We start from the raw sequence: 11,919 nt of genomic DNA on the forward strand, positions 1-11,919 counted from the left end.
CCGCCTTGGGCGTACAGCAATAAACCATATGACCTGGCTCAATCTTCCAGATCGGTAACGCTGAGGATCACAGCCAAAAGCGCATGCAGTGAGCGCAGTTGCGGTTCACGATCCACGTCGATCCATTCCTCGAGCGAGTGGGCACGGCCGCCGACACCCGAGCCGGAACCGATGCAGACCGCCGGCACGCCGAGGCTGATCGGAATATTGGCATCGGTGGACGATGCCGTCAGGCGCGGTTCAAAACCGAAAGCCTTGATCGCATCGAGACTCGACGTGATGATTGGCGCATTGTCGGCAACGGCGCCTGCGGGGCGGTGGCCGATGCGCTTGGCCTCGACCGTTACCTTGCCGGTAGAGATGTCGGCACGGGCGTTTTCGGCAGCGACCTTTTCCAGCAGGGCATGGAATTCGCCATCGATGCGGTCAAGCTCGGTTTGCGACACGGAGCGCAGATCGAGTTCGAACCACACGGTTTCGGGCGTCGCGTTGATCGAGGTGCCGCCGCCGAAGACGGAAGGGGTCGCGGTGGTTTTGGGTTCCGTCGGCAAATGCAGTTCCGAAAGCCCCGTCAGCACTTCGGCCATGGCATAGGCCGGATTGACCGTGCCGAACGCGCCATAGCTATGGCCACCAGGACCATTGAAGGTCACGCGGTAACGATAGGAGCCGACCGCCTGATTGACGATGCGCGCCGTTTCCGGGCCATCGACGGAAATGAAGCCGTCGATGCGGTCGCGATACTGGCCTTCCGTAAACAGATGGCGAATGCCGCGCAGGTCACCCTTGCCCTCTTCGCCGACATCACCGACGAACAGGATCGTCTTTTTCGGGCGTATGCCGGACTGCTTGATGGCGCGCATCAGCGTCAGGTTGGCGGCAAGGCCGCGCGTGTCGTCACCGACGCCCGGTGCGAAAAGTTTGGTCCCCTCACGGCGAACGGTAACATCGGTGCCTTCGGGAAAGACCGTGTCCAGATGTGCGGCAACGACGAGATAACCGTCATTGCCGGTGCCGCGGATCAGGCCGCAGACATTGCCGATCTCGTCGTGTGCGGCCTCTTCCAGCCCGGCTTCCTGCATCATGTCCAGATAGGCGGCAGCCTTGCGCTCTTCCCGGAAGGGGGGAGCGGGGATCTCGGTCAGCGTGATCAGTTCGTCGACGAAGCGGTCATAGCCAGCATCGATATGGGTAAGTGCACTCTTGAAGCCGGCGTGGGCGAGCACTTTGCGGGTAATGTCATTGGTCATGAAATGGCTTTCTTGAGAATCTGGCGTCAGACGTCGCGACACAATTCTGCACCGAGCCTGCGCAGCATCGCCAGGCATTCCTGCAACTCGGACAGAAGAATGAATTCGTCAGGACCATGCGCCCGCCCGATATCGCCTGGCCCGCAGATGATCGATGGAATGCCGGCCTGATGGTACAGCCCAGCCTCGGTGCCGTAGCTGACGGCCTGAACCGAGGGATTGCCACTCATCCGCTCCATCAGCGCGACAAACCCGCGATCCTCGCAGGGCGGCAGCGCTGGATAGCTGGAGGTTTCACGCCATGTGGCCGACAGATTGCGCCCTGCCGCCTTCGCTTCGACGTTCAGCGCGTCGATACGGTCGATAATCGAGACGCTCAGCGAACGCGGATCAATGCCCGGTATGGCGCGCGCTTCGAATTGAATTTCGGCGCTGTCGGGAATGATGTTGACGGCAGCGCCGCCGTGTATCACGCCGGCCTGGCAGGTAGAATGAGCCGGTGCGAACCGCTGGTCGAAAGGCCCATCCCGTTCCATAGACTGCGCCATCTCACGGATATGCACCAGCATGTCCGCTGCGGCATATATGGCATTTTCGCCGAGCGCCGGATTTGAAGAGTGACCCGCCTTGCCGGTAAAGTGCAGCTCCAGCGACTGTTTGCCCTTGTGAGACAAGACCGGCCGCATGCCGCTCGGCTCGCCGATGATGGCGCCCACCGGTGGGGCGCAAAGCTCCGGCAGCCGGGCAATCATGTGGCCGACGCCGCGACAGCCAATCTCCTCGTCATAGGAAAACGCCAGATGCACCGGGCGGCGCAGGGGCATGGCGGCAAACTCCGGCACCATGGCCAGAATACAGGCAAGAAAACCCTTCATGTCGGTGGTGCCGCGGCCAATCAGTTTTTCTCCACTTGCGGAGAGGCGAAACGGATCGGATGCCCATACCTGATTGTCGACCGACACGACATCGCTGTGGCCGGACAGGATGTAACCCGGCTTGTCGCGCGGACCTATTGTTACAAACAGGTTGGCGCGGTCGCATTCCGGTCCCGGCAGAACCGTCACGTCGATGCCGTCATGCGACAGGTGTGACCGTAGGCAATCGGTCACCACGGTATTTGGCGTGCCGGGAAGTGACGGGATGGCGACCAGATCGGAGAGTATTTCCTGCACAGACATCCGCGTCCCCATCTTGCCATTACAGTCCGCCGATATGAAAGGTCTTCGTCTCGAGATATTCCTCGATACCGAGTTGCGACCCTTCCCTCCCGAGGCCCGACTGCTTGATGCCGCCGAAGGGGGCGACTTCGGTCGAGATCAGCCCGGTGTTCAACCCCACCATGCCGGTCTCCAGCGCCTCACCGACCCGGAAAGCTCGCGCCAGATCGCGGGTGTAGAAGTATGAGGCGAGACCGAAAGGCGTGTCGTTGGCAATCGCGATCGCCTCTTCTTCGGTTTCGAAACGGAAAAGCGGCGCCACAGGCCCGAAGGTTTCTTCCTGGGCGAGCATCATCTGCGTGGTGGCGACGCTCAGAACCACGGGCGTCACGAACTGCGCGCCCTCTGCGCCGGAAACGGCCGAGGAAATGACCTTGGCACCCTTGGCGAGCGCATCTGCGACATGGCGGTTGATCTTTTCCACGGCGGCCGAGTTGATCATCGGGCCGATATCCATGCCATCCGTCAGGCCATCGCCGACCTTCATTGCCGACACACGTGCCGCCAGCTTTTGCGAGAAGGCGTCGTAAATGCCGGCCTGGACAAGAATGCGGTTGGCGCAGACGCAGGTCTGGCCGCCATTGCGGAATTTTGATTGCAACGCGCCTTCAATGGCAAGATCAAGATCGGCGTCATCGAACACGATAAACGGCGCGTTGCCGCCGAGTTCCAGCGACAGGCGCTTCACTGTGCCGGCGCATTGCTGCATCAACAGCGAACCGACGCGGGTCGAGCCTGTGAAGGACAGTTTGCGCACCACAGGGCTGGAGGTCAGCACGCCACCGATCGCCTCCGGCTTGCCTGTCAGCACATTTATGACACCGGCCGGGATTCCGGCCCGCTCGGCCAAAACGCCAAGCGCGAGCGCCGACAACGGTGTGAAGTCGGAGGGCTTGATGACGACGGTGCAGCCGGCAGCCAGTGCCGGCGCGACCTTGCGGGTGATCATCGCGTTTGGGAAATTCCACGGTGTGATGATGGCGCAGACGCCGACGGCTTCCTTCATCACCATGATGCGGCGCCCGGCTGTCGGCGACGGGATAGTGCTGCCGCCGATCCGGCGGGCCTCTTCGGCAAACCATTTGATGAAGGCATTGCCATAGGCGATTTCGCCACGCGCTTCGGCAAGCGGCTTTCCCTGTTCGAGCGTCAGGATGCGTGCCAGATCTTCCGTGTGCTCGACAAGCAGCGCTGACCAGCGTTCCAGAAGTTTCGCACGCTCTGCGGCCGTGCGGGCGCGCCATTCCGGTAGTGCCTTTTGAGCAGCGGCAATCGCCTGCGCCGTATCCTCTGCCGTACAGTCGGGCACCTCGGCGATCACCTGTCCATCGGCGGGGTTGACCACCGCGATACGTGCGCTGTCTGACGCATCACGCCATTCACCGCCGATCAGGCAGCTCGTCTGGAAAAGAGAGGTATCCGAAAGCCCAAGCATGAAAACATCCTTTCGTCTTGATCCATATGTGCAACGTCGGGCGCGAACGATCATGCGGTTCTTTTCCAGCGCCGGGCAGAATATGCTGCGCTCGTCGAAAAGACCGGCAGCAAATCACGGAGAGGTCTGCGACCCTTGCGATAAAGACATGAGGAGACATCGATGGCTGCCCACAAGATTGCATTGATCCCCGGCGACGGGATTGGAACACCGGTCACTCAGGCCGCATGGAAGGTGATCTCACAGGCCTGCGCGCTCGACGGCGTGGAGCTCGACGGCACCTGGTTGGACTGGTCCTGCGACACTTTTCTCAAGACCGGACGGATGATGCCGGAAGACGGCATCGAAACATTGCGCGCATTCGATGCCATTTTGCTCGGTGCCGTCGGCTGGCCGCAGAAAGTGCCGGACTCGGTATCGTTGCACGGATTGCTTTTGCCCATCCGCAAGAATTTCACCCAGTACGCCAACATTCGACCTCATCGCCTTCTGCCGGGCGTGGTCGGCCCGTTGCGGACTGACAATTTCGACATTCTCTGCATCCGGGAAAACACGGAGGGTGAATATTCCGGTGCTGGCGGCCGGGTGCATCAGGGCACGGCCGATGAAGTGGCGGTCGAAACCTCGATCTTTACCCGTAAGGGCGTCGAGCGAATTTTGCGTTTCGGTTTCGAGCAGGCCCGGAAACGGCGCGGCAAACTGGCATCGGTGACAAAGTCGAATGCCCAGAAATATTCGATGGTGTTCTGGGACGAGGTCACCGATCAGCTAGCCGCCGAATATCCGGATATCGAGGTGTCGCGTTATCACGTCGATGCGATTGCTGCCCGCTTCGTGATGGCGCCGGAAACACTGGATGTCGTTGTGGCTTCCAACCTGTTCGGCGATATCCTTACCGATCTCGGTGCCGCCATTCAGGGCGGGTTGAATTTTGCGGCGTCGGCCAACATCAACCCGGACCGCTCTGCCCCGTCCATGTTCGAACCTGTCCATGGTTCGGCACCGGATATCGCTCATCTCGGCATTGCCAACCCGATCGCCGCCATCTGGTCCGCGGCGATGATGCTGGAACATCTGGGCGAAACCGCATCGGCCGCTCGGGTCATGGCGGCCATCGAAGCGACCACGGAAGCCGGCATCGGCACGACACCCGGACAGAATTCGACGGACGAAATTACTAGGGCGGTCAGCGACCGCATCGTCTGATCAGCAACGACAGGACGAGCGCCTGCCGGTCCGACTGGCGGGCGGATTCATCTTCAAGACTCGGGAAACAGGGTGCGCAGCGGCAGGTGGTGTTTCACGAAGGGTGATTTCATCACGATGAAGCTGAAATACTTGTCGATGCCGATCTCGGCCTCGAGCAGGCGCTCCATCAATTCCTGATAGTCGGAAATGCTGGCCGTCACGAATTTCAACAGATAGTCATAACCACCGGAGATAAGGTGGCATTCTATCGCCTCTTCAACCTTTTCTATCGCTTGCTGGAAGCGCGAGAAATCGTTCTGGCGATGGTTGCTGAGCGTAACTTCGGTAAACACCGTGACGGTGGGGCCGAGTTTTGCCAGATCGATATGGGCGGAATAACCGGTGATATAGCCGACCTGCTGCAGCTTCTTCACCCGCATCAGGCATGGGCTGGGCGACAGGTGAACGAGGTCGGCAAGTTCGACATTCGTCAGGCGTCCGTTTTTCTGCAACTCGTGCAAAATCCGAATGTCGATGCGGTCAAGCTTCACGTCTGTACCCTTGCGTTATCCAGCCATCCGGCCATCGCGTGCATGATATCGGGGAGTTTGCGATCCAGCCAGAGCAGAAGTCACATCTCTCCCCCGGTGGAGGTTGGCGCGGCAGATCCTATCCCAATGCCTGATTGGCAAGTCCATACACCGTCAGTTCCGGCACCTTGCCGATCGGCTCCAGTTGCATCGTGGTGACGTGATCGAACAGGACGAGACCTGCCTGTTCAAGCGCTGCCTGCAACGGTCCGTTCGGATGGCGCGTATCCATGCGCAGGAAATTGCCTTCGTGCGCCGCAATGAGCGGGCGGATCAAGGCGATGGCATCCTCTTCACTGGCGGCCACGACCGGGCCGAGCACATGGCCACGGCCGAAACGGCGACACAGGGCGTAACCATTGATCCTGCCATTTTCCTCCAGCACCGTCGCTTCCGACAGCGGCAGAAGATGTTCGACGACATGGCTGCGGTCGGAGCCGAAACCGCGACGGTCGGCGTCGATGATCGCGGCAATGTCGGCGTCGGTCATGGACCGCACCCGCGTATCTTCGCCCGGCAAGGCAATTGCCGTGCCCTGATGCTGAAGCACAAGCGCATATGGCTGAAAACCCATCGAGAGATAGAGGTTGTAGGCGGCCTTGGTGGCGTTGAGCCGCCGTACCTTGCCTTTTGTCCGCTGCAGCATTTCATCCATCAGCCACCGGGCGGCGCCATGGTTCTGCAGGCGCGGCGATGTGATGACCATGCCGATATTGGCGACACCTTCGCCGAGTGGAAACAGCATGGCCGAACTGACCGGGCGGCCGATCTCGTCAAAGGCGACAACGCCTTCGCCGAGCGCCAGCGCGACGGCCCAGTCCTCGGGGCGATGCGGCCAGTTCACGGCGATCGAAAGCTCGTGCAACCGAGGAATATGCTCCTCCGCCATTGGAACGAGCTGAAGCTCGAAATTGTCGATTTTTCTCGTTTCCAATGCCGCTATCCGCTCAATCGCCGCTTCTGACAGAATAACATCCTAGAGAGGTATCGCAGCATTTTCCGCGCTTTACCCGTGGCTACGCATCATTTTCTTCTGCCGCGTTTCTTGGGCAGCAGGCGCAAATGCGCAGTATCTTCGGTCCCTCGAGGTCGATACGGCACAAATGCCCATCCATCCTCCGGTAACCTGTCGGCACCATGGTCGAGCACACATCCTCGGCCGATCGCTTGAAAACCGGATGGACCTTGCATGACGCTCTCCGTTGATCCCGCAACGCTTCGCCTGCCGAAGGGCCATTTTATCGACGGACGTTATGTCGAGGGCGCGGACGCACTGGAAATCCGGCGTCCGAGCGACGGCAAACCGCTGGCCGCCATTCCGGTCGCCGACGCGGCACTGGTGGATGAGGCGATCCAGATTTCGGCACGCGTTCAACGCCAATCCGACTGGGCGACCTGCATGCCGCGTGACCGTGCGCGCATCCTGCGGCGCTTCGCCGACCTGATCGATGAGGAAGCCGTTTATCTGGCGCAGCTGGAAGCCGTCTGCTCGACCCGGCCGATCACCCAGGCGCGCCAGAGCGACGTGGTCAACTGCGCCGACCATATCCGTTTCTTCGCCGAATTTGCCGACAAGGAAGGTGGCCAGGTCGTTCCGACCGCGGACGCGCAGATGGGCATGATCCTGCATGAACCCTATGGCGTGATCGGCGCGATCGCGCCCTGGAACGTGCCGCTGTCCATGGCCGCGTGGAAACTTGGCCCAGCGCTTGCCGCCGGCAATGGCATCGTCATCAAACCATCGGAAATGACGCCGTTCTCGACGCTGTATCTCGCCGAACTGGCAGTGCGCGCCGGCATCCCGGCCGGTCTCGTCAATGTCGTGCTCGGCGATGGCCCGGTGACCGGGACTGCCATCACCACGCATCCGCTGGTCGGCAAGGTCAGCTTTACCGGCTCCACCCGCGCCGGTGCGCAGATCATGCAGGATATCGCCCGCACCGGCATCAAGCCGATGACGCTGGAGCTTGGCGGCAAGAGCCCGCAGGTGGTGTTTGCCGATGCCGATATCGACCTCGCCGCCGCCTGTATCGCCCGCTCAATCACCGGCAATGCCGGCCAGGTCTGCGTCGCCGGATCCCGCCTGATCGCCGAGAAATCAGTGGCGCAAGAACTCGCCACCAAGATCGCCGGCCATATGGCGGCGATGCGGCCCGGCAAGACATGGGATGCCGACACCACGTATTCCCCGATCATTTCCGAGACCCAGATCGCCCGCATCGAAGCCATCGTCGATGCCGCCAAATCTGCGGGTGCGGAAGTCGTGGCCGGCGGCTGCCGCATGCAATCGGAGGGTTATTTTTATGCGCCGACCATTCTGGCCGGTGTCGATGAAACCAACCCGGCCGTGACGGAAGAGATTTTCGGACCGGTCCTGAGCATCCAGACATTCGAAACCGAGGAAGAAGCAACAGCACTCGCCACCCACCCGACCTACGGTCTGGCATCGGGCCTGTTCACCCGCGACCTGTCGCGGGCAATCCGCATGTCGCGCAAGCTGGAAGCCGGCACCGTCTGGGTCAACCGCTATGGTCGTTCACGCGACATGATCCTGCCGACCGGTGGCTACAAGAGTTCCGGCCTCGGCAAGGATCTCGGCCGCGAAGCCTATATGGGGGCGATGCGCACCAAGTCGGTGCTGATCGATCTCTGATCGTTCGAACGAGAATGGTCCAGAGCGATCCGGGCCATTTGTCTTTGGGCTGTATTTTCCAAGCGTCACGTGTGGGCGAATTTGCGCACCAGTTCCGGGTCCTGTTGCAAATTTTCGAGCCATGTCGGATCGAGCGTCGGCAGCGAAGAGGCCAGCAGTTTCGTATAGGGATGGCGCGCCTCTGCATGCAGGTGAGCGGCGGCAAAGGTTTCCAGCTTCCTGCCGCCGAACATCACCACTACCTCGTCGCAAAGCGATTGCACGGTGTGGATGTCGTGGCTGACGAACAGGTAGGAAAGATGCAGTTCGCGCTGCAACTCCTTCAACAGTTCGAGAACCTTGGCGGCTACGACAGTGTCCAGCGCTGAGGTGATTTCATCGCAGAGTAGCACATCCGGCTTGGCGGCAAGCGCGCGGGCAAGGTTGATGCGCTGGCGTTGACCGCCCGACAGTTCGCGCGGAAGCCGGTGACGGAACTGCGCCGGCATGCGCACCATGTCGAGAAGCTCGATGACCCGCTTGTCGCGCGCTTCGCCCTTCATGCCGTGGTAGAAGGTCAAAGGGCGGCCGATGATGTTGCCGACCGTCTGAGCTGGGTTAAGCGCCGTGTCAGCCAGCTGGAAAACGATCTGCATTTTGCGCAGTTCGTCCTTGCTGCGGGCGCTGACCTGCGGGCGCAGTTCCTTGCTATCGAGAATGCAGGCACCCGCTGCGGCCGGCAGCAGACCTGCGGCAACCCGCAGGAGCGTGCTCTTGCCGCAGCCGGATTCGCCGATCACGCCGAGCGAATGGCCTCGTTGCAGGGTGAGGCTGACGCCGTCGACAGCAACGATATGCGGCCGGCCGTCGCTGTTGACAGGACCGTAACCGGCAACGACATCGCGCATTTCCAGAACGACGCTGTCGCCGGGGCGCGAGCCTGCGGCTTCCGGTTCCACCGGCTCGAAAGCCGAAATCAGCGCCTGCGTATAGGGATGTGCCGGGGCGCCGACGATCTGTTCTGTCTCGCCGGCTTCCTGAACCTCACCATCCTTCAAGACGATGATGCGATCGGAAATCTGCGCCACAACCGCGAGATCATGCGAGACATACACGCCGGTCATGCCACGATCGAGGATGGCGGCCTTGAAGGCTTTCAGCACCTCGATCTGGGTGGTGACGTCGAGCGCGGTCGTTGGTTCGTCGAAAACGACCAGTTCGGGATCGCCAAGCAGGGCCATGGCGGCGGCCAAGCGCTGCAACTGGCCGCCCGAGACCTGGTGCGGATAGCGGTCGCCAATGGTTTCCGGTGATGGCAACGACAGGCTACGGAACAGGCCAATCGCTTTCTTACGCGCAGCCGCCTTGTCCATGATGCCGTGGATCTCGGCGACTTCGACCACCTGATCCATGATCTTTTTCGACGGATTGAACGACGCCGCCGCACTTTGGGGAACGTAGGACACCGTGTTGCCGCGCAGCTTTCGACGGGCATTTTCATCGAGCCCAACCAGGTCGACACCATCGAGCAGGACACGGCCACCGGAAAAATGGCAGCCGGAGCGAGCATAGGCGAGCAGCGACAAAGCGATCGTGGTTTTGCCAGAGCCGGATTCACCGATCAGTGCCAGCACTTCGCCGCGCCGGACATCGAAGGACACGCCCTTGAGGATCTCGATTTTTCGACCGCTGTCAGTGGTCGCGGTCACTCTGAGGTCTTCGACCTTGACCAGCGTGTCGCCCACGTTTTTTGAAAGAATGGTCATGGTCTACTCCAGCTGGTCGCGAATGCGCTGCGGCAGGTTGTCGATCAGGAGGTTGATGGCGAGCGCCAGGCTGGCCAGCGCCAGCGACGGCACGACCACGGCTGGCGATCCGTAGGAAATGCCGATCATGTTTTCGCGCACCAGTGCGCCCCAGTCCGCGAAAGGTGGCTGCACGCCGAGGCCGAGAAAACTGAGACCCGACAGAAGCAGGATGATGTGGACGAAACGCAGGCCGAGATCCGCCATGATCGGTCCGACGATATTGGGCAGGATCTCGTGGATCATCACATAGAAATGGCCTTCCCCGCGTGCACGCGCCGCCGAGATGAAATCGAGCGCATTGACATTGACTGCCATCGACCGGGTGAAGCGGAAACAGCCGGGGAAAAAGATGATGGTGATGGCAAAGATCAGGATCGGGATGCTGGAGCCGCCGCCGGCGACGATGACCAGCGCTAGAAGCAGGTTTGGAATGCCGACAAACGTGTCGATGGCGCGGCTGAGGACCATGTCGAACAGGCCACCAAAAGCGGCAGCCAGCAGGCCGAGCGTGATGCCGATCAGCGCCGCAAGGATCAGGCCGACAAAGGCGATGCCTATCGTGTAACGGGCGCCGACGATCAGGCGGGAATAGATGTCGCGACCGATATAATCGGTGCCGAGCCAGTATTCACCGCTCATCGGACCAAAATAATCGTAACTGACCATGTCGCCGACAGGGTAGTGAACCAGCAGCGGTGCAAACATCGCGACGATCGTCCAGAACAGGACGACAGCCAAGCAGACGGCAGCGATCGGGCGAATATGCATGCGGATCTTGCGTCGTGGTGCAGCGGAAACGGTCATCAGCGCAACCTCGGATTGGACAGGATGGCGATGATATCGGCTGCAGTGATCAGCACGAGATAAAAGCCGCAGAAAATCATCGAGCAGGTCTGGATGAGCGGCATGTCGCGCGTCGAGACACCATCAACCATCAGCTTGGCAAGGCCTGGATAGTTGAACACCGTCTCTACGATGATCACACCGCCGAGAAGGCCCGACATGCTGAGCGCAACGGAATTGACGATTGGCGCGACCGAGTTCGGCAGCGCATGGCGCAGCACCATGCGGCCGCGCGAAGCGCCCTTCAGCACGGCCATTTCCACATAAGGAGTCGCCATCGCATCGGCGATGGCCGCGCGCGACAGGCGGATCATTTGCGAGCAGCTGCCGAACACCAGAACGGAAACCGGCATGATGAAGGCGAGCACGATGGTGCGAAAATCGGCCGTTGCCGGGATGAAGGACAAAGCCGGCAGCCATTGCATGTAGACGGACAGCCACATCACCAGCAGCGTGGCGATCATGAATTCCGGGAAGGAAACGAGCATAATCGCAGCTGACGAGATCGCCCGGTCGAAAATTGAACCTCTCCAGATGGCGGCGACGATACCGAGACCGAGCGCCAGCGGAATGGTGATGGCCATGGTAATGGCAGCGAGTGTGAGCGAGTTCGGCAGGCGTTCGGCAACCAGGTTGGCAACCGGCCGATCAGAGACATGCGAATAACCGAGGTCACCGGTCAGCAGCCCAAAGATCCACTCGAAATAACGCAGGATGGCCGGACGATCGAGACCGAGCGTTTCGCGAAGCTGGGCTGCGGCTTCCGTCGTCACAGCCTGGCCAAGCAGTTCCTGTGCGGTATCGCCGGGCAACAACTCCGTGATGAAGAAGACCGCCAGCGACACGAGGAACAGCGACAGAACGGCTACCGCCAATCGCCCGCCGATCATCTCAAGGATGCGTTTATTCATATAGGCTGCGCCTCTCGCTCAGTCTGGAAATCCTGCAGAAAAGGC

The 11,919-nt window shown here is 60.8% G+C and carries 10 protein-coding genes; 2 read left to right on the forward strand and 8 right to left on the reverse strand.

Features of this window, described 5'->3' with window-relative positions:
• Positions 1–38: 38 nt before the first annotated feature.
• From ACQY1L_RS20620 to ACQY1L_RS20630, 3 genes are read right to left on the reverse strand one after another with little or no spacing between them, the layout of a single operon-like run.
• Entirely contained in the window at positions 39–1,250 is a 1,212-nt protein-coding gene (locus ACQY1L_RS20620; protein WP_430244095.1) for a M20/M25/M40 family metallo-hydrolase, read from the reverse strand.
• Between the two features lie 26 nt (positions 1,251–1,276).
• Entirely contained in the window at positions 1,277–2,428 is a 1,152-nt protein-coding gene (gene argE / locus ACQY1L_RS20625; protein ID WP_430244098.1) for an acetylornithine deacetylase, read from the reverse strand.
• A 19-nt stretch (positions 2,429–2,447) separates the two neighbouring features.
• Positions 2,448–3,902 (reverse strand): NAD-dependent succinate-semialdehyde dehydrogenase, encoded by a 1,455-nt coding sequence (locus ACQY1L_RS20630; RefSeq protein ID WP_430244101.1) that lies wholly within the window; start codon positions 3,900–3,902, stop codon positions 2,448–2,450.
• Between the two features lie 162 nt (positions 3,903–4,064).
• Here ACQY1L_RS20630 and ACQY1L_RS20635 point away from each other — a divergent pair, with 162 nt between their 5' ends.
• Positions 4,065–5,108: a tartrate dehydrogenase gene (locus ACQY1L_RS20635; RefSeq protein WP_430244104.1), complete on the forward strand. Its 1,044-nt coding sequence runs from the start codon at positions 4,065–4,067 to the stop codon at positions 5,106–5,108.
• Between the two features lie 53 nt (positions 5,109–5,161).
• Here ACQY1L_RS20635 and ACQY1L_RS20640 read toward each other — a convergent pair whose 3' ends face one another.
• Complete coding sequence (locus ACQY1L_RS20640; RefSeq protein ID WP_092662674.1) at positions 5,162–5,641, reverse strand: Lrp/AsnC family transcriptional regulator; 480 nt, start codon at positions 5,639–5,641, stop codon at positions 5,162–5,164.
• A gap of 118 nt (positions 5,642–5,759) precedes the next feature.
• Entirely contained in the window at positions 5,760–6,614 is an 855-nt protein-coding gene (locus ACQY1L_RS20645) for a GNAT family N-acetyltransferase (RefSeq protein WP_430244106.1), read from the reverse strand.
• 255 nt (positions 6,615–6,869) lie between these two features.
• On the opposite strand from ACQY1L_RS20645, the gene ACQY1L_RS20650 reads away from it, so the two are divergent.
• Positions 6,870–8,333: an aldehyde dehydrogenase family protein gene (locus ACQY1L_RS20650; RefSeq protein WP_430244109.1), complete on the forward strand. Its 1,464-nt coding sequence runs from the start codon at positions 6,870–6,872 to the stop codon at positions 8,331–8,333.
• Between the two features lie 65 nt (positions 8,334–8,398).
• Here ACQY1L_RS20650 and ACQY1L_RS20655 read toward each other — a convergent pair whose 3' ends face one another.
• The 3 genes from ACQY1L_RS20655 to ACQY1L_RS20665 are packed head-to-tail and all read right to left on the reverse strand — an operon-like array spanning position 8,399 to position 11,874.
• Positions 8,399–10,078 carry an ABC transporter ATP-binding protein gene (locus ACQY1L_RS20655; RefSeq protein ID WP_430244111.1) on the reverse strand — a complete coding sequence of 560 codons (1,680 nt, stop codon included), beginning with the start codon at positions 10,076–10,078 and terminating at the stop codon, positions 8,399–8,401.
• Between the two features lie 3 nt (positions 10,079–10,081).
• Complete coding sequence (locus ACQY1L_RS20660; protein WP_092662666.1) at positions 10,082–10,924, reverse strand: ABC transporter permease; 843 nt, start codon at positions 10,922–10,924, stop codon at positions 10,082–10,084.
• The gene (locus tag ACQY1L_RS20665; RefSeq protein WP_113469235.1) at positions 10,924–11,874 is read right to left on the reverse strand and encodes an ABC transporter permease; all 951 of its coding nucleotides are present in this window, start codon (positions 11,872–11,874) and stop codon (positions 10,924–10,926) included. The genes ACQY1L_RS20660 and ACQY1L_RS20665 overlap by 1 nt, the downstream gene beginning before the upstream one ends.
• Between the last annotated feature and the right edge of the window lie 45 nt (positions 11,875–11,919).

This window comes from Neorhizobium sp. DAR64862/K0K3 (assembly GCF_050500185.1).
GTDB lineage: Bacteria > Pseudomonadota > Alphaproteobacteria > Rhizobiales > Rhizobiaceae > Neorhizobium > Neorhizobium soli.